Here is an 18,571-nt window from a genome sequence, read left to right on the forward strand (position 1 = left end):
GGTGGGCCGGATCAGTCCCAGACCATGTCGAAGGAGCGCTCGAAGTTCACATACCCGAGGCGTGCGAAGGACTCGGCCATCGGTACGTTGCCGAGGTCGGTGGCGGCCCGGATCCGTTCCACGCCGTCCTGCGCGGCCAGGACCCTGGTGCCCTCGGCGAGGATGTCGTCGACGTAGCCGTGGCCGCGCCGGGCGGGCAGCACACCGATGTAGGCGATGATCGGGTTGTAGTCGTTGCGTGCCGGGATCACGAACCCGACCGGTTCACCGTCCGGGAGCTCGGCGACGCGCCACCACTCGCGCGGTGTCCCGTACCCGGCCAACTCCTCGTCGTAATGCTTCTCGGCGGCCTCGCGGGCACCGAGCCCGGACGCCAGGTCGGCCTGCCCGTGGGCGTCGAGGGTCCCCTCCATCACCGGTGTCATCAGCGCGAGGAGATCCTCACGGTCGCCGACCGGGCGGAACCGGAGCCGGCCGCTGTCGGCGGGAACCGGCGTACCGGCACGCCACTCCAGACGGAGCCGCTCGACCAGCATCCGCGCACCGGAGCGTTCCATGACCCGGATCCGGGCCTCGACGGCATCGCGGGCGGCCGGGTCCTCGCGCCAGTCGGCCGGTACGAAGCGTCCGTACTCGGGCCGCGGGGCGCCGGCGGGCACGACCGCCGCCGTCGCCGTCTCCAGCAGCTTCAGGCCCGCCTCGCCGCGTTCGGGCTCGGGCAGGGTGTCGTCCAGGTCGAAGAAGTCCAGGAGCAGCGGCGCCTCTCCGGTCCGGCTCCACCACGCGATCCGTGCCACCACGTGCTCGCCGCGCATCGCCACCCACATCCACTCGGGGCGACGGCGCCCGCTCTCCAGGTCGTCGGCGAGCTCGTGATCGAGGGTGTACGACAGCCGGCGGAAGAGCCCGAGCTCGTGCGGGCCGGCGAGCGGACGGATGGTCAGTTCCTGTGGTGCAAGGGTCACACGAGCTCCTCGGGATGCGCGGAAGTGCCATCCGGTGAATCCCGGGCGGCCCGCGGCGGGAGACAGTAGCAACGTCGCCACGGCCGTGCGCGGGGATATTCGCGGCAGGGTTCCGCGGGGCGTCCGCGAAGGCGTTCGCGGAGTGTTCCGCGCAGGTCGAAGGGCGGGACACGGGCCCGTTCTGGACACTCCGGGGCGGTCGGACCGACAATTGGCCCTGTGACGTCCTCCTTCGAGTCCCACACGTATCCTGTGCGGCTGTCCGACGCCCAGCGCGATCGTGTGCTCGGCGTGCTCAGAGACGGCGCGGCACAGGGCAGACTGTCCCACGACACCTTCATGCGACGCATGGAACTGGCCCTCACCGCCCGGCGTTCCGAGGAACTGGACGCGCTCACCGCCGACCTGGAGGGCGAGAAGCGCTGGTCACGGCGGATACTCCGGGTGGTGGGCGGGATGTCCGGATTTCCCGGCCGGGTGCGCCGGGTCTGGCAGACCGAACGGCTCCCGAAGCTCCTGCTCCCCACCCCGAGCCCGCACCCGCTGCTGATCGGCCGCGATCCCGGAAACGGCCTGCGGCTCAACCACGAGACCGTCTCCCGACTCCACGCGGAGCTCACCGTGCGGAGCGGCTGCTGGCTGCTGCGCGACCTCGGCTCGACCAACGGCACCTGTGTCAACGGCCAGCGGGTCACCGGCACGGTCCCGGTCCGCGACGGGGACCAGGTGAGCTTCGGACGGATGAGCTTCCGGCTCTCCGCGCCCGTCCTCGGGCCGCCCGGCTGAGGGCCCCGCCTCGGCCGCCCGGCTGCGAGCCGGCGGGCTCAGGACCGCTGGTGCAGCCCGCGTCCGCCGAGGGTGAGAAAGGCTTCGCCGACCGCTTCGGAGAGCGTCGGATGGGCGTGGATGTGACGGGCCACATCGGCCGGTTCGGCATCCCACCCGACGATGAGCTGGCTCTCGGCGATCATCTCGGAGACCTGCGGACCGACGAGATGCACCCCGAGGACCCGGCCGCCCCGCTCGGCGACGATCTTCACCATGCCGCCCCGCCCGTGCACCATTCCCTTGGCCACGGCGGTCAGCGGCATGGTGCCCACCGTGACGTCGTGCCCGGCGTTACGGGCCTCCGCCTCGGTCAGGCCCACCGCGGCGGTCTGCGGGGACGAGTACGTGACCCGGGGGACGGCGGCGTAGTCCACCGCCGGTGAGGGCAGACCGGCCAGCGTCTCGGCGACCAGCAGGCCCTCCGCGAACGACGCGTGGGCCAGGCCGAGGGACGGCGGCGGCAGCAGATCGCCCACCACATGGATGCCCGGCACGGATGTTTCGAGACGCGACCAGTCGGCGGGCGCGACATGGCCGCGGTCGTCGGCGGCCAGCCCCGCCGCCGCGAGTCCCAGCCCCTCGGTCACCGGGGCCCGCCCCACCGCGACGAGCAGCCGTTCGGCCCGCACGGTGCGGGTCTCGCCGCGCGAGGTGCGTACGGCCGCGAGCACCCCGTCGGCCACCACGTCCGCGTCCGTCAGCCGCGCCCCCGTGAGCACATCGATCCCGCGCTTCTTCAGGCCCCGGGTCAGATGGCGCGACACATCGACGTCCTCCAGCGGTACGAGCCGGTCCGCGGCCTCCACCAGGGTCACGTCGGCGCCCATCGACCGGTGGAACGAGGCGTACTCGACGCCGATCGCCCCGCCGCCCAGCACCAGGACGGACCGCGGCAGCCCCGGCGCGAACAACGCGTCGTCGCTGGTGACGACCCGGTGCCCGTCGGCCTTCAGGCCCGGCAGCACGCGCGGTCGCGACCCGGTCGCCAGGACGATGCCGCGGCGCGCGACGACTGCCCCGTGACCGGTGACATGGGCACTGCGCGGCCCGGTCAACTCGGCGCTCCCGTGCACCACTTCGACCGCCGCATGGGCGAGGTGGTCCACCACGCCCCGGTGGTTGCGCGCCACGATGTCGTCCCGGGTGGCGACCAGGGCCGGCCAGTCCACCGAGTCCAGGGTCGCCTTCACCCCCCACCGTTCCCCGGCCTCCGCGATGCCGTCCACGAGTTCGGCGGCGTGCAGCATCGCCTTGCTGGGAATGCAGCCGCGGTGCAGACAGGTGCCGCCCACCTTGTCGCGCTCCACGAGGACCACCTCCAGACCGAGGGAAGCGGCCCGCAGGGCGGTGGAGTATCCGCCGGTGCCACCGCCGATCACCAGGACGTCGGGCCCGGTCCCGTTTTTGTCCGTCGCCGTCGCTGTCGCCAGTGCCCCTGCTGCTGTCCGCGTCATGGGCACAGCCTCCGCCCGGCCCTTGCCATGAGTCCAAGGCAATGTTTCTGTAGCACCGATGCACAGCCTTTATGGGTACGGACCACGGGGAGAGCGCGATGAGCCTGCGGCAGATGGAGTACTTCCTCACGGTCGTCGAGGAGTCGTCGTTCACCCGGGCCGCCGAACTCCTCCATGTCACCCAGCCCGCGCTCTCCCACCAGATCAAGGCCCTGGAACGGTCCGTCGGCGGCGCCCTGCTCGAACGGCTGCCGCGTGGCGTGCGGCTGACCCCGATGGGCCGTGCCTTCCTGCCGCACGCCGAACGCTCCGTACGCAGCGCCGCCCAGGCGGGGCGGGCGGCGCGGGCGGCGGCGGGTGCGGAGGGCGGCGAACTGCACATCGCGACGGTGCACGCGGTGGCCGTCGGCATCCTCCCGGACGTCTTCGCGCGCTGGCGCCGGGCGCATCCCGGGGTCGGCCTGGTCCTCCACGAGTACGCCACCCCGGAAGCCCTGGCGGAACAGCTCGAACGCGGCACGGCCGACCTCGCCGTCGGCCCGCCGCCCGCGCACTGGCCGGGGCCCGTCGTACCGGTCGGCGAGGAGGAGATCGTCCTGGTGGTCCCCTTCGACGACCCGCTCGCCGGACGCACCTCGGTCCGGCTGCGGGAGCTGGCCGACCGGCCCTGGGTGCGCTGCGCGATGGAACCCGTGGTCCAGGGCCGGGCGTTCCTGGACGTGGCCTGCGGAGAGGCGGGCTTCGCACCCCGTACGGTGCTGCGCACCGAACACACGTCGACGGCGGTACGGATGGCGGCCGCCGGGGTCGGAGTCACCACGGCTCCGGCGCATGTGGTCCGGGGAGCGGTCGGTGAGGACTGCGCGGTCCTCGCGGTCGAACCTCCCTGGCGGCGTCGACTGGCGGTCTTCTCCCGCGTCGAGCTCACGGGGGCCGCCGCCGCGTTCACGGATCTGCTCGGGGCCGCCCGGCCGCTCCGCCCCCGGACGCCGACGGACTGAGACCCCCGACCGGGCGAACCGCCGTCACCCGGACGGCCGTACGCCGACTGCGCGATGCCCCCGCCGGTGGTCCCCTTGGTGGGAAGCCGCGCCGCACACCGGCGCCCTGAGCCCCGGGGGTACCGATGCAGGCCGACGCGCCGGAAGGCATACCCGCACCGGACCTCGGCCGTCGGGCCGGCAGGCCGGCGCGCGGACCCCGCCCGAGCACCGGCCCCAGCCTGCTCGCACCCGGCGCGGCGCACGACCCGTACCGGCTCTACCGCGTCCTGCGCGAGGAGTACCCGCTCTGCTACGACGCGCCCCTGGGCGCCTGGCTGGTCAGCCGGTACGCGGACGTGGCCACGGCGCTCACCGACGCCCGGTTCACCGGCCTCCCGCACGACGCCGCGCCCCGTGGCGGCCCCGCCCCGCTCGGCCTCTGTCACGGCAGCCCCCACTGCGCACCCCGCCGGCACCACACGACCGCGCCCGGGGCGATGCCATGTCACATGCCGGACGCCGAATCAGTGCCATGTCACATGCCGGACCCTGGATCGGTACCACGTCACATGGTCGCGCGGATCGAGCGGACCGCGTACGTGCTGGCGCGCCGACTCGCGGGCCGCCAACAGGCCGACCTCGTCGCGGAGTTCTGCCGTTGGCTGCCCGTCGGCGCCGCCCCCGGCGCGAGCGCCCGACCGTACGCCGTCCGGCTGTCCCGCGCCGCGACAGGCACGACAGGTGCAACAGGTGCGACAGCCACCACTGCCACACCCTGTACCCGGCACACCGGCCTCCGCGAGACCGCGCTCGCCTCCTTCCTCGCCAATGTGCTGGACGCCCCCGACCTCCTCGCCGCCCTGCGTACCGCACCCGCCCTGGCCGACCGGGCCTGGACCGAGTCGCTGCGCCGCGACCCGCCGGTCCAGGTCGTGCTGCGCCGCACCGTCGCCGAGGTCGCCCTCAGCGGTGGCACACTGCCCGCCGGGGCGGACGTCGCCTGTCTGATCGGTTCGGCCGGCCGTGATCCGGAACGCTTCGCCGCACCCGACCTCTTCGACCCCTTCCGCCGAGACCAGGGCCGGTCCCTCACCGGCCCCGTGTCCTGCCCGGCCGTGCTGCTCGGCCGGCTGGAGGCAGGGCAGGGCCTGCGCGCGCTGCTCGACGCGATGCCCCGGCTCCGCTGGGCGGACGGATTCCGCCCGGCCGGCACCGGGCTGCTCACCCGCGGTCCGCGGGCCCTCCTCGTCCGGCCCGGCTGAGCAGCGCCACCGGCCGCCCGGCGAAGAGCTCGGCGAGCGCGACCGGGCCCCCGGCGAACTCCCGCCCGGGTGTCAGCAGATCGGTCCACGGCCCGTCGTCCGGCAGCGTCAGCTCCGTGTCGTGCCAGCCGCCCGACTCCGCCAGCCGCAACGACAGCCTGGTCACGGCGGTGACCACCTCGCCGGAGCGGCAGAACGCCAGACAGTGCGCGGCCGCCGGCCCATGCGCGCCCAGCGGGGCGTACGTACCGGACTCGCCGAACACCTCGGGCCGTTCGCGCCGCAGCCGCAGGGCGGCCGCCGTGAGCTCGCCCTTCTCGCCGCGGGCCCCGTCCCCGGACGGCTCGCGGAACGGCCGCCGGTTGTCCGGGTCGACCAGCGCCACGTACTCCCGCTCCGTGCCCTGGTACAGATCCGGCACACCGGGCATCGTCAGCTGCACCAGCGCCGCACCCAGCACATTGGCCCGCACGTACGGGTCGAGCGTGTTCGCGAACCGCTCCAGCGTCTCGCGCACCGGACCGGAGCCGGCCGCCGGCCCGGCCGCGACGAAGTCCGTCACCGCCCGCTCGTACGCCGGATCGGATTCGGTCCAGCTGGTGAAGAGCCCGGCCTCGCGGACCGCCTTCAGCAGCGCCGGCTCCAGCCGGCCCGCCATCTCGCCGCCCGGCAGCTTCACGCAGCCCACGGCCGTCTGCCAGGCCTGCCAGGCGAGCTGAGCGTCGGGAGCGGTGGCCGGAGTCATCCGCTCCAGCTCCGTCAGCAGTCCGGACCACGATTCCGGGCACTCCGTCAGCACCGCGACCCGGGCCCGCAGATCGGCGCTCCGCTTGGTGTCATGGGTGGTCAGCGCCGTGCCGGTGGCCGGCCAGTCGCGGGCCAGCCGGGCACAGAACGCATGGAACTCCTCCGGCGTCACCGCGGGCTGCCCGGGATCGCCGCCCACTTCGTTCGCCGAGATCAACGGTACGTACCGGTAGAACGCGGTGTCCTCGACGGACTTGGCGCGCAGCGCGGAAGCGGTCTGGGCGAACCGGGCACAGAACGCGGTCCGGTCGGGCCCCTCTCCCAGCCGCCCCAGCGCCAGCTCCCGGACCACATCGACGGCCGACGCCTCCTCCGCCACGGTGAACATCGCCTTCGCGTCCCGTACGACCGCGTCCGGCAGCGTCTCGTCGGCCGTCCGTGTGCGGGGCTCGCCGGCCGTCGCGTACGGGCGGTAGACGGGAACCCGCACGAGCAGTTCGCGCACGGCGGCGTGCAGCGTCCACGGGGCGTGATCGCGAAGCGCGGGGTCGTCGGCGCAGATCCGTACGGCGAGCCGGGTCAGCAGCTCGGTCTCGGCGGCCAGTTCATGCGTCACCACCCGGTACGCGGCCCGGCGGACGGTCGCCGTCCAGTATCCGCCGCGGTCACCGGCGGGTCCCGCGTACTCCCGGTAGCGGCCGACCAGCTCCGCGGCGCCCATCGGGTCGACGAACAGCCCGTCGACGCGGTGCAGTGCGTCGTACCCGGTCGTCCCCGCGACGGCCCAGTCCGCGGGCAGCGTCTCGCCGCCGGTGAGGATCTTCTCCACCACCGTCCACCGCCCGTCGGCCGCCGCCGAGAGCTGTTCCAGGTAGGCCGCCGGGTCGGCCAGCCCGTCGGGGTGATCGATGCGCAGCCCGTCGACGACACCGTCCCGGACCAGTTCGAGGATCTTGCCGTGGGTGGCGGCGAAGACCTCGGGGTCCTCCACCCGCACCCCGATGAGCTCCGAGATCGTGAAGAACCGCCGGTAGTTTAGCTCGGTGCGGGCCAGCCGCCACCAGCCGAGCCGGTAGTGCTGGGCATCCAGCAGCTCGGGCAGCGGCAGACCGGCGGTGCCGGTCCGTAGCGGGAATTCGTGTTCGCCGTAGCGCAGCACGTCCCCGTCCGCCCGCAGCCCGCCGATCTCCTCGCCGATCCGTCCGCCGAGCACCGGCAGCAGCACCTTGCCACCGCCCGCCGCCCAGTCGATGTCGAACCAGCGGGCGTACGGGGACCCGGGGCCCTCGCGCAGCACCTCCCACAGCGCGCGGTTGTGGCGGGGGACGGCGGCCATGTGGTTCGGCACGATGTCCACGATCAGCCCGAGACCGTGCTCACGAGCCGTGCGGGCCAGCTCCCGCAGCCCGTCCTCACCGCCGAGCTCGCCACGGACCCGGCCGTGGTCGACGACGTCGTAGCCGTGCCGGGAGCCGGGCACGGCTTCGAGGACCGGGGACAGATGGAGGTGGGAGACGCCGAGCGCGGCGAGATACGGCACGGCGTGTCCGGCGGCCTCGAACGGGAAGTCCGGCTGGAGCTGGAGCCGGTAGGTGGCGGTGGGCGTCATGCGGACGTTCGTACCCAGCCTGGCGGCTTCTGTGTCACGGAACGCCGCAAAGGGCTCGACCGGCGGTGTCCCCGGTGGCCGGACACGCCCTACGCGGGCCGCTGGAGCACCGCCATGCTGCGCCCGACCAGCGTCACCCGATCGCCTCCCGCCACCTTCGGTCCCGAGCCGGGCAGGACTCCGACCGGGCGTGCCGTGTCGACCACCACCAGCCACTGCCGGCCGTGATTCACCGGAACGGAGAACTCCAGCGTCTCGGCGCCCGCGTTGAACATCAGCAGGAACGAGTCGTCGGAGATCCGCTCGCCGCGCGGCCCCGGCTCCGAGATCGCGTGTCCGTTGAGGAAGACCGTCAGTGCCTTGGCGTGCGCGGCCTGCCAGTCCCGCTGCGTCATCTCACTGCCCTCCGGCGTGAACCACGCGATGTCCGAGAGCTCGTCGTGCGTGCCCTCGACCGGACGGCCGTGGAAGAACCGGCGGCGCCGGAAGACCGGGTGGTCGCGACGGAGCCAGACCATCGCCCGGGTGAACTCCAGCAGACTGCTGCCCGGACCGTTCGCCCCGTCCGGTGCGGCCTCGTCCGCTTCGTCCTGCGGGACCTCGGCCGGATCCGGCCAGTGCACCCATGACAACTCGCTGTCCTGGCAGTACGCGTTGTTGTTGCCCCGCTGGGTACGCGCGAACTCGTCGCCGTGGCTCAGCATCGGCACGCCCTGCGACAGCATCAGCGTGGCGATGAAGTTCCGCATCTGCCGCGTCCGCAGATCGAGGACCTCCGGCTCGTCGGTCTCCCCCTCCACCCCGCAGTTCCAGGACCGGTTGTGGCTCTCGCCGTCCCGGTTGCCCTCGCCGTTCGCCTCGTTGTGCTTGTCGTTGTACGAGACCAGGTCGTGCAGCGTGAATCCGTCGTGGCAGGTGGTGAAGTTGATCGAGGCGAGCGGCCGCCGTCCGTCGTCCTGGTACAGGTCCGACGACCCGGTCAGCCGCCCCGCGAACTCGGCCAGGGTCCGCGGCTCGCCCCGCCACAGGTCCCGCACGGTGTCCCGGTACTTGCCGTTCCACTCGGTCCACAGGGGCGGGAAGTTCCCCACCTGGTAGCCGCCCTCGCCCACGTCCCACGGCTCGGCGATCAGTTTCACCTGGCTGACCACCGGATCCTGCTGCACCAGGTCGAAGAACGAGGACAGCCGGTCCACCTCGTGGAACTGCCGGGCCAGGGTGGCCGCCAGATCGAAGCGGAAGCCGTCCACATGCATGTCCGTGACCCAGTACCGCAGCGAGTCCATGATCAGCTGGAGCACGTGCGGCGACCGCATCAGCAGGGAGTTCCCGGTCCCCGTGGTGTCCATGTAGTACCGCTGGTCGTCCGCGAGCCGGTAGTACGAGGCATTGTCCAGGCCCCGGAAGGAGAGCGTCGGACCCAGGTGGTTGCCCTCCGCGGTGTGGTTGTAGACCACGTCGAGGATCACCTCGATGCCGGCCTGGTGCAGGGCCCGTACGGCCTGCTTGAACTCCAGCACCTGCTCGCCGCGGTCGCCCCAGGAGGCGTAGGCGTTGTGCGGGGCGAAGAAGCCGATGGTGTTGTAGCCCCAGTAATTGGCCAGCCCCGCGTCGGCCAGCCGGTGGTCCTGGACGAACTGGTGGACCGGCATCAGTTCGATGGCCGTGACACCCAGTTCCGTCAGATGGGCGATCACCTCCGGATGGGCCAGCCCCGCGTAGGTGCCGCGCAGTTCCTTCGGCAGCCCCGGGTGGAGCATCGTCAGGCCCTTCACATGGGCCTCGTAGATCACCGTGCGGTGGTAGTCCGTACGGGGCCGCCGGTCGTCGCCCCAGTCGAAGTACGGGTTGACCACGACCGAGGTCATGGTGTGCGGCGCCGAATCGAGGTCGTTGCGCGCGTCGGGCCGGCCGAACGGATAGCCGTACACCGCCTCGCCCCACCGGATCTGCCCGGCGACGGCGCGGGCGTACGGGTCGAGCAGCAGTTTGGCCGAATTGCAGCGGGCGCCGCGCTCCGGTTCGTACGGCCCGTGGACCCGGAATCCGTACCGCTGCCCGGGCATCACCCCGGGCAGATAGGCATGGCGGACGAAGGCATCGGTCTCCCTGAGCTCCACCGCCGTCTCGGAACCGTCGTCGTGCAGCAGGCACAACTCGATTCGTCTGGCGGCCTCCGAGAAGACCGCGAAGTTGGTCCCGGCGCCGTCGTACGTGGCGCCGAGGGGATACGCCTGTCCCGGCCAGACCTGCATAGGCTCGACTCTTCCACTTCTGATCCGGGTGCCTGGAGCTTGCGGACACGCCCTGGACCCTGTCCGGCCCTGATCCGCCGGACGGGCCCTGGAGCCAGATCTTCCCCGAAAGAGGTGCGGCTACCTAAGACCGACCGGCACGGCACGCGGTCCGGTCAACATCGGGCCTCTCCGTGTCGCCCGGAACCGGGATCGGGCCCCCCGGCCCCGTCCCTCGCCCGGTACAGGGCCCCGGATGGGGTGCCCAATCACTATGAATCCCCTCACTACGGCAGATCTTGCCGTCGGGAACATGCCTGCGCCATAGGGGAGTTGACGAAGCAGCATGTGCATCCGGCTGCACCGGCTCCCGCTCCCGGAGTACCCTTCCTTGATCGTTGGTGGGGGAGTGGAAGGCGGTGCGCGGGTGAGCTCGGGAGGCTTCGAGCTGCCCCCAGGTGACCCAGGTCACGAGGGGGACTCCACCGATGTCCCGCCGGGGGCGGTTTCACTTGCGCAGCCCATGGAGATCGGCGCGGAACTGGACTGGGGAGCGGACGCCTGGAGCGAGGTGCGTACGCGCGCCCAGCGGGCCGGCCGGGCCTACATCTGGCTGAATCTCGTGGAGCAGCGGCTGCGTGCCGTGGTCGCCGCGGTGCTCCGGCCCATCTACGAGCCGGTCCACGGCGAGGACTGGGTGGTGGCCGCCGCCGGGCCCGCCGGGCAGGAATGGGTGCAGCGCGCCGTCGCCGTGCGCGAGGTCTCGCGCCGCAAGGGATATCTGCTCGACCCCGCCGACGACAACGTCCTCAGTTTCCTCACGCTGCCTCAGCTGCGCGAGCTGATGGTCCAGCACTGGCCGTGCTTCGAGGCGTACTTCGACGACCGGCGCGAGGTGGAGCTGGCGCTCGACGAGCTGGAGGTCGCCCGCAACGTGGTCTCCCGCAACCGCGCCCTGAACGAGGCGGTCCTCGCCCAGGCCGAGCGCGCCTCCGCCCGGCTCCTGGAGATCCTGGGCAGCGGTGCCGCGGTCCCGTCGGCCGACCGGCTCCCGGTCGACGCCGTCGAGGAGCTCGTCGGCGACCGGTACGCGGACGTGGTCTCCGTCCACTCCGACCGGGTGCGGCTCCAGCGCCAGCTGCCCGCCGAGGATCTCTTCGGCGGTTCGCGCCGGCTCGACGCGATCGGCATAGGGCTCAACCTGCTGGTGCAGAACTTCTCCGGCCGCAGGCTCATCCGGCTCGCCGAGTCGGGCTGCCGGGTCCGGCTGCTCTTCATCAACCCGGCGAGCAGCGCGGTCAAGCGCCGGGAGCGGGAGCTGGGTCTGAAGAAGGGCGAGCTGAGCCGGTCGGTGGAGATGAACATCCTCCATATGCGCCGGGTCCGCTCCAAGCTCCGTGATCCGGGCGCCTTCGAGATCCATGTGTTCGACGAGACGCCGCGCTTCACGGCCTATCTGGTGGACGGCGACGGGACGGACGCGGTCGGGGTCGTCCAGACCTATCTGCGGCGCGCACGCGGCATGGAGGCGCCCGTGCTGGTGCTGCGCGGCGGCGGGCGCGCCGTGGTCCGGGCGGGGCAGGACAACGAGCACGGGCTGTTCGAGACGTACCGCGAGGAATTCGAGTCCGTGTGGGCGGACTCCCGGCCCGTCTCCTGAGGGTCCGGGACCGCGTTGTCAGTGGTGCATGCGAGGGTGGTCATCACCTGGGGGAGAGCACCACGAAGGAGGTACGGGATGAGCTGGCACCGGGAGGCGCTGGTCGGCTTCGACCTGGAGACGACGGGCACGGAACCGCTGGAGGCCCGGATCGTGACAGCCGCGATCGTCGGCGTCGGCGGCAGGGACGGGGAGCCGGTGCGGCAGCACAGCTGGCTGGCGGATCCGGGCATCCGGATTCCCGAGCAGGCCTCGGCGATCCACGGCATCAGCAGCGAGCGGGCGGCGGCGGAGGGCCGGCCGGTGCGCGAGGTGGCCGACGAGATCGCCGGGACGCTCACGGAGTACTGGCGCCGCGGCGTGCCGGTCGTCGCGTACAACGCGGCCTTCGATCTGACGCTGCTCACGGCCGAGTTGCAGCGGCACGGGCTGCCGTCGCTGAGCGACCGGCTCGACGGGGCGGGGATCGGGCCGGTCATCGACCCGTACACCATCGACCGGGCCGTCGACCGCTACCGCAAGGGCAAGCGCAACCTGGAAGCGGTCTGCGTCGAGTACGGCGTGGTGCACGGTGGAGCCCATGACGCGGGGGCGGACGCGCTGGCCGCCGTCCGGGTCGCGTACGCCATAGCCGAGCGGCACGGCTCGGTTGCCGGGCTGACCGCCGCCGAGCTGCATGAGCGCCAGGTGGAGTGGTACGCGCAATGGGCGGCGGACTTCCAGCAGTTCCTGCGCCGCAAGGGCACCGCGGACGCGGTGATCGACGGCCACTGGCCGCTGCGGGAGGCGGCCGGGGTCGCCGCGGGCTGACGGCCCGGACCCACCGCCGAGGTCCGCGGGGGCAGCCCTCAGAACGGATACCACCGCACCGCCGTGTCGCCGTCTCGCAGCGAGGCCACCCGGCGGCGGAATTCCGTGAGGGCCTTCGGGTTGGCCGGCGCGTGCTGGGACACCCAGGCACAGCTGGCCGTCTCCCGGGCCCCGCGGAGCACCGCGCAGCCCTCCCACTCGCGGACGTCCCAGCCGTATGTGGCGGTGAAGGCGTCGTACGCCTCGGGCGCCAGGCCGTACCGGTCCCGGGACAGTGCGAGCACCACCAGATCGTGCTCGCGCAGATCCGCGGAGAAGGTCTCCAGATCGACCAGCACCGGCCCGTCCGGACCGACGTGGACATTACGGGGCAGCGCGTCGCCGTGGATGGGCCCCGGGGGCAGATGCGGGACCAGTGCGGCGGCGGCCGCCGCGAAGCCGTCGCGGCGCTCCCGCAGATAGTCGGCGTCGGCCGGGTCGATCGCGTCGCCCGCGAGCCGCAGCCAGCGTTCGACCCCGCCCAGCAGTTCACGGCGCGGCAGGCCGAAGCCGTCCGGGGCGGGCAGCGCGTGCACCAGGGTGAGCAGCTGTGCCAGATCCCGCGGCTCGGCGGGGCGTACGGCGTCGGGCAGCCGGTGCCAGAGGGTCACGGGGTGGCCCTCGACCAGGCGCGCCGCGGGCTCGGCGGCCCGTACGGCGGGGACGTCCGAGGCGGCCAGCCACCGGGCGACGGCCACCTCGCGTTCGGCCCGGTCCCGCAGTTCCGGGTGCTGCACGGCGTCCCGGCCGACCTTGACCACCAGGTCGCCGACGGCGAACACCGCGTTCTCACCCATCGCGAGCAGCTCCGCACCGCCGGACAGTCCGGCAGCGGTCAGCACCTCACGCGCACGCATCTCGTTCATGGCTCCGATTTTCGCATCAGTGCAGGTTGGCTTGACGAACCAACGGCCCGTCAGCACGATGACGGAGGCCACCTGAGCGGCCAGAACGGTATGAAACCGATCGGATGACGCAAGGGGGATAATTCGTGACATTAGCGAGTGCAACCGTACGTTCCGGAAAGCATGACCCGCCCGCCGGGCCGCAGGACGAACGGCCCCGGCCGGTCGACCGGAAGGGTGCCGGAACCTGGTTCCTGGTGCTGCCCGCGCTGATCCCGATCCTGATTCTCAGTGTCGGCCCCCTGCTCTACGGCATCGCGCTGGCCTTCACCGATGCCCAGTCAGGACGCACCCGCTCCACCCAGTGGGTGGGCGGGCTCAACTTCCAGGACCTGCTCCACGACACCCTCTTCTGGGACTCGTTCCGGATCGGTCTGGTGTGGGCGTTCGGCGTCACCGTCCCGCAGTTCGTACTGGCCCTCGGCCTGGCCCTGCTGCTCAACCAGAATCTGCGGATGCGCTGGCTGGCGCGGGCGCTGGCGATCATTCCGTGGGCGATGCCCGAGGTGGTCGTGGGCATCATGTGGCGGCTCGTCTACAACCCGGACGCGGGCGTCCTCAATGAGACCATCCGCGATCTCGGCCTCGGTGACGGCCGGGACTGGCTCACCGGGCTCGCCACCGCGCTGCCCGCCGTGATCGTCGTGGGCGTCTGGGCGGGCATGCCCCAGACCGCCGTCGCCCTGCTCGCCGGGCTGCAGAACACCCCGCACGAACTCCACGAGGCGGCCGCCCTGGACGGAGCCGGTGCCTGGCGCCGCTTCCGTACCGTCACCTGGCCGGTGCTCAGACCGGTCGCGCTCGCCATCACCGCGCTCAACTTCATCTGGAACTTCAACTCCTTCGCCCTGGTCTACGTACTGACCAACGGGGGACCCGGCGGACGCACCCGGCTGCCGATGCTCTTCGCGTACGAAGAGGCCTTCCACTACGGACAGTTCGGATACGCCGCGGCGATGGGCTGCGTGATGGTCGCGGTGATCTCCGTGATCCTGGCGGTCCATCTCGCCGGCCGGCTGAGGGGAGGCGAGGACCGATGAGCATGCGCACCAGCAGAACCGCACGCGCCGGACAGTACGCCGCGCTGCTCGGCTATCTCGTCTTCCTGGCGTTCCCGTTCCTCTGGCTGATCTCCACCGCCTTCAAACCGGCGCGCGAACTCGGCTCCCTGCACCCCACCTGGATCCCCGACCATCCGACGCTCGACAACTTCCGCAAGGCGTTCGACGAACAGCCGCTGCTCCAGGCCGCCGCCAATTCGCTGAGCGCCGCGGTCTGCGCCGCCCTCATCGCGGTCGTCGTCGCCACGCCCATGGCGTACGTGATGGCCCGCCGCCGCTCCAGGCTCTCGACGGCGGCCACCGGATGGGTCGTGATCAGCCAGGCGTTCCCGCTCGTCCTGCTGATCATCCCGCTCTTCCTGATCCTGAAGAACCTCCATCTGATCAACACCCGGTGGGGGCTGATCATGGTCTACGCCGTCTGGGCGCTGCCCTTCGCGCTCTGGATGCTGGTCGGATACGTACGGGCCGTGCCCGCCGAACTGGAGGAGGCCGCCTCGGTCGACGGTGCGGGCCGGCTGCGGACACTCGTCTCGGTCACGGCCCCGCTGCTGACCCCCGGCATTGTCGCCACCGCGCTCTTCGCCTTCATCACCGCGTGGAACGAGCTCTTCTTCGCGCTCGTCCTGCTCAAGACTCCGGAGAAGCAGACCTTGCCGGTCGTACTGACCCACTTCATCGGTGCGGAGGGCGCGGCCGATCTCGGGCCGCTCGCCGCCGCCGCGTTCCTCGCCACCCTGCCCTCGCTGGTCATCTTCGCGATCATCCAGCGGCGGATCACGGGCGGCATGCTGGCCGGGGCGGTGAAGAGCTGATGCGGGCATCCCTGCGGACGACGGCCGCCGCGGCGGCCACCGCGCTGGCCCTGCTGCTCACCGGCTGCGCGGGGACGGACGACGGCAGGGGCGACAACGGGAGGATCGAGCTCAGCTTCCAGTCGCTGGCCTGGCAGAAGGAGTCCGTCGACGCCAACAAACAACTGGTGAAGGAGTGGAACGAAGCCCATCCGGACGTCCATGTCAGCTACGTACAGGGCAGTTGGGACACCGTCCACGACCAGCTGCTCACCTCCTTCGAGGGCGGCGAGGCGCCGGACATCATCCACGACGCCTCCGACGACCTGGCCGACTTCGCGTACGGCGGCTACCTCGCGGACCTGCGCGGGCTGCTCCCCGGCCGGCTGACCGCCGACATCCCGCGGCAGAGCTGGTCCACCACCACCTTCGGCGACGGCGTCTACGGAGTGCCGTTCCTCCAGGAGCCCCGCGTCCTGATCGCCAACACCAAGATCCTCGCCGGGTCCGGGGTCCGCATCCCGACCCCCGGCGAGCCCTGGAGCTGGGCCGAGTTCCGGCAGGTCACCAAGGAGCTGACGGTCAAGGGGCGATACGGCGTCGCCTGGCCGCTCAAGGAGCCGGTCTCCGTCACCCTCAACCTCGGCCTCTCCGACGGCGGCGAACTCTTCCACCGCGGCGCCGACGGCAAGGTGACCATCCGTGCGGACGAGGGCGACCGGATCGTCCCCGGCACCATCCACGACCAGGTCGACATCGACCACAGTGCTTCGCGCACCGCACTCGGCATGGGCGGCTCCGACACCCTGCCCGGATTCTTCGGCGGCAAGTACGCGATGGTCCCGCTGGGCTTCTCGTACCGCCAGCAGGTCGTCGAACAGGCCCCCGAGGGCTTCGAATGGACGGTCCTGCCGGCCCCCGCGGGCAGCGCGGGCCTCGCCCAGGGGGTGAGTCCGCAGACCCTGTCCGTCTCGGAGGCCAGCCCGCACAAGAAGGAGGCCGCGCAGTTCATCGACTTCCTGCTCCGGCCGCCGAACATGGTGCGCCTGGCCAAGGGCGACTGGATGCTTCCGACCGGCACCGAGGCCCTCGCCGACCCGTCCCTGCACACCGCCGAGAACGGCTGGGCGACCGGTGTCGCCGTCGCGAAGGCGCTCCGGCCGGCGCCCGCCCAGTCGGTGCGCGGCTACCCGGAGTGGAAGGACAAGGTCGCCACGCCCGCCCTCCAGGAGTACTACAGCGGTGCTGTCGGGGCGGACGAGCTGAGGAAGCGTCTGGTTGACGACGGGAACCGGGTCCTGGCCCGCTATCAGCGCTGAGCCCACCCGCGGCCGGCGCGGCGGGGGATGGTCCCTTAGGCCATTCCGCTGCCGTTCCGGTCGGGTCAGTTTCATGGGCCACTCAGTTCTTCTTGCGGCCGGACCCGGAATTACCGACCGGTACGTTTCTTTGGGTTCGCCGCCCGAGCTCTCCGGTGAGAGCACAGGAATCGCGGAGCCTGGTCCGAAATATTCCTGAACGTCGGCGATTCAGACATTCAGTGGCTTGAATTCGACTCTTCAGATCCTTGTGCCCACGCGCCTGTGCGGGTATGGGTGCCGCATCGTCCCTGCTGTCGCGGTGGTTCGTCCGGCGCGTCTCACCTGTCGGACGCTGTCGAAAACTGAACGCACGGCCTGTTTCGGCCTGCCCGGATGGCAATCGCCCGGAGTTGGTTCCACCCCTGCCCGATTCGCTGCGATTCGGGCGCGGCGCAAGAAGAAGTCATTGACAAGCCCTTTCGTGCTGAGCTTCACTCCTTTCGGCGGTGAGTGGCGAGAAATTCCCGGTCAGAGGCGGGGGATTGTCGTCGTGAACGGTCAGAGTCATGCCCGCATGAATGCAAATTCAGAGTAAAAGATGGAGGTGCTGTTATGAAGTTCCTTTTCTTGCTCAAGGACAAGATGACGCCGGAGAAGAGCCTGAAGGCGTACGCCTGGTACCACTGGTACTAAACCGACAGAACGGTCCGTCACTTCGAGGGACACGGTCAGTCGATTCGGGCCCGTGTCCGGCCAGGCCTCATCGGCCCGCCGGGCGCGGGCCCTTCCCGCTTCTTGGAGACCACCGATGCACATGTCCGGTACCGGCAGCCGCGCCCGGGACGTCGTCTTCGCGCCGAGACTCCAGGCGCTCCTGCGAGACCACCGGGGCGAGGAGGTCTTCCGCCTCGACCCCGGCACCGTCGGCGTCGCCGGAGCCGACCTGACGGACCGGATCCTCGCCGCCAGGCCAGCCGCCGAGGATGAACGCCCCACGTTCAAACCCCTTCACGGGCGCTCCATTCCGCGCACCGAGGCGTCGACGGTCATGCAGGCCATCGGCCGGGACGTGCGGACGGCACTCAAGAAGCCCGTCGAGGCGGTCGACCTCTCCGGCGAGTGGCCGCACGTCGGCCATGTGTTCCTGCGCGATCTGGTTCTCGGAGCCGACCCCTACCGGCTGCGCATCCTCATGGACCGCGCGCTGGAGCTGACGCCCAAGCTCACCTGGACGGTCATCGCCGCGGGGGCCGCGCTGCCCGGCCGGCTCCGTCCCGGCGCACCCGTCTCCGCCATCGCGGGCCTGACCGCCGAAGCCGGGAGCTACAGCGACCGGCGCTACGCGATGGGCCTCTACCGGCGGGCGGCGGCCCCGGTCTGCTTCACCGTCTCGACGCTCGTCGCCAACGCGCTCTGGCTCGGATCGCCCTTCGACGCGGACACCTCGAACCGGAACATCCTGTACGAGGCCATGCGACTGCTGCCGCCCTCCTGGAACGTCCTGCGGAAGGCGTCACCGGAGTACCCCGCACTCGACTCCCGGATCGGCGCGGCCGACGACGTACTGATCCTGCCGCTGGTGAGCCACCGCGACCCCGCGCTCTGGGACGACCCCGACGAGTTCCGCCCCGAGCGCTGGGACAGTCTCGACCCGGACGATCAGCCCGGATACCTCCCCTTCGGGCATGCCTCCGAACGCTGTTGGGGCCGGCACATGGTGATGCCGCTCGCCGAGATGCTGCTCGATATGCTGCGCGGCGACGGCCTGACGGTGAGTCCGGAGCAGACCACCGCGCAGGTGCCCCTCGCCGGGCTGATGGGGGTCTCCGAGGTCCGGGTCGTCCGAAGCTGACCTCAACGTGGTCACCTCGTGAGGGCTCTGTGAACACGGGGGTGGAAACCGGCCGTCCTCCCGTCCG

15 protein-coding genes are annotated in these 18,571 nt (G+C 71.6%); 10 read left to right on the forward strand and 5 right to left on the reverse strand.

Translation table 11 applies throughout. The annotated features are described in order from the left end of the window. Nucleotides 1-11 precede the first annotated feature (11 nt). Nucleotides 12-965, reverse strand: coding sequence for a GNAT family N-acetyltransferase (locus OG611_RS32550; RefSeq protein ID WP_266428425.1), 954 nt, complete (start codon nucleotides 963-965; stop codon nucleotides 12-14). 219 nt (nucleotides 966-1,184) lie between these two features. On the opposite strand from OG611_RS32550, the gene OG611_RS32555 reads away from it, so the two are divergent. Continuing rightward, on the forward strand, nucleotides 1,185-1,751 hold the full coding sequence (locus OG611_RS32555) for a DUF1707 and FHA domain-containing protein (RefSeq protein WP_266428428.1): 567 nt from the start codon (nucleotides 1,185-1,187) through the stop codon (nucleotides 1,749-1,751). 38 nt (nucleotides 1,752-1,789) lie between these two features. Here OG611_RS32555 and lpdA read toward each other — a convergent pair whose 3' ends face one another. Then, nucleotides 1,790-3,247, reverse strand: a complete 1,458-nt coding sequence (gene lpdA / locus OG611_RS32560; RefSeq protein WP_266428430.1) for a dihydrolipoyl dehydrogenase — start codon at nucleotides 3,245-3,247, stop codon at nucleotides 1,790-1,792. Nucleotides 3,248-3,345: 98 nt separating this feature from the next. Between lpdA and OG611_RS32565 the strand changes: the two genes are divergently transcribed. Next, entirely contained in the window at nucleotides 3,346-4,248 is a 903-nt protein-coding gene (locus OG611_RS32565; RefSeq protein WP_266428432.1) for a LysR family transcriptional regulator, read from the forward strand. 125 nt (nucleotides 4,249-4,373) lie between these two features. Continuing rightward, on the forward strand, nucleotides 4,374-5,492 hold the full coding sequence (locus tag OG611_RS32570) for a cytochrome P450 (protein WP_266428435.1): 1,119 nt from the start codon (nucleotides 4,374-4,376) through the stop codon (nucleotides 5,490-5,492). Here the strand turns inward: OG611_RS32570 and treY are convergent. Next, nucleotides 5,452-7,848 carry a malto-oligosyltrehalose synthase gene (gene treY, locus OG611_RS32575; RefSeq protein ID WP_266428438.1) on the reverse strand — a complete coding sequence of 799 codons (2,397 nt, stop codon included), beginning with the start codon at nucleotides 7,846-7,848 and terminating at the stop codon, nucleotides 5,452-5,454. The genes OG611_RS32570 and treY overlap by 41 nt on opposite strands. 89 nt (nucleotides 7,849-7,937) lie before the next feature. After that, nucleotides 7,938-10,103: a glycogen debranching protein GlgX gene (gene glgX, locus OG611_RS32580; protein WP_266428441.1), complete on the reverse strand. Its 2,166-nt coding sequence runs from the start codon at nucleotides 10,101-10,103 to the stop codon at nucleotides 7,938-7,940. Between the two features lie 406 nt (nucleotides 10,104-10,509). Between glgX and OG611_RS32585 the strand changes: the two genes are divergently transcribed. Next, nucleotides 10,510-11,742 (forward strand): SAV2148 family HEPN domain-containing protein, encoded by a 1,233-nt coding sequence (locus OG611_RS32585; protein ID WP_266428444.1) that lies wholly within the window; start codon nucleotides 10,510-10,512, stop codon nucleotides 11,740-11,742. A gap of 78 nt (nucleotides 11,743-11,820) precedes the next feature. Next, nucleotides 11,821-12,552, forward strand: a complete 732-nt coding sequence (locus OG611_RS32590) for a 3'-5' exonuclease (protein WP_266428447.1) — start codon at nucleotides 11,821-11,823, stop codon at nucleotides 12,550-12,552. Between the two features lie 38 nt (nucleotides 12,553-12,590). Here the strand turns inward: OG611_RS32590 and OG611_RS32595 are convergent, their stop codons facing one another. Continuing rightward, nucleotides 12,591-13,457 (reverse strand): phosphotransferase enzyme family protein, encoded by an 867-nt coding sequence (locus OG611_RS32595; protein WP_266428450.1) that lies wholly within the window; start codon nucleotides 13,455-13,457, stop codon nucleotides 12,591-12,593. 125 nt (nucleotides 13,458-13,582) lie between these two features. Between OG611_RS32595 and OG611_RS32600 the strand changes: the two genes are divergently transcribed. The 5 genes from OG611_RS32600 (at nucleotide 13,583) to OG611_RS32615 (ending at nucleotide 18,504) form a co-directional block, all read left to right on the forward strand. Then, nucleotides 13,583-14,536 (forward strand): carbohydrate ABC transporter permease, encoded by a 954-nt coding sequence (locus OG611_RS32600; protein WP_266428453.1) that lies wholly within the window; start codon nucleotides 13,583-13,585, stop codon nucleotides 14,534-14,536. Continuing rightward, nucleotides 14,533-15,372, forward strand: coding sequence for a carbohydrate ABC transporter permease (locus OG611_RS32605; protein WP_266428457.1), 840 nt, complete (start codon nucleotides 14,533-14,535; stop codon nucleotides 15,370-15,372). Before OG611_RS32600 ends, OG611_RS32605 begins: the two co-directional genes overlap by 4 nt. Then, the gene (locus tag OG611_RS32610; RefSeq protein ID WP_266428460.1) at nucleotides 15,372-16,670 is read left to right on the forward strand and encodes an ABC transporter substrate-binding protein; all 1,299 of its coding nucleotides are present in this window, start codon (nucleotides 15,372-15,374) and stop codon (nucleotides 16,668-16,670) included. The genes OG611_RS32605 and OG611_RS32610 overlap by 1 nt, the downstream gene beginning before the upstream one ends. 594 nt (nucleotides 16,671-17,264) lie before the next feature. After that, nucleotides 17,265-17,345 (forward strand): tryptorubin family RiPP precursor, encoded by an 81-nt coding sequence (locus OG611_RS40975; RefSeq protein ID WP_350985409.1) that lies wholly within the window; start codon nucleotides 17,265-17,267, stop codon nucleotides 17,343-17,345. A gap of 115 nt (nucleotides 17,346-17,460) precedes the next feature. Next, entirely contained in the window at nucleotides 17,461-18,504 is a 1,044-nt protein-coding gene (locus OG611_RS32615; protein WP_266428463.1) for a cytochrome P450, read from the forward strand. The last annotated feature ends 67 nt before the right edge of the window (nucleotides 18,505-18,571 follow it).

The sequence above is a fragment of the Streptomyces sp. NBC_01363 genome (assembly GCF_026340595.1).
Taxonomy (GTDB): domain Bacteria; phylum Actinomycetota; class Actinomycetes; order Streptomycetales; family Streptomycetaceae; genus Streptomyces.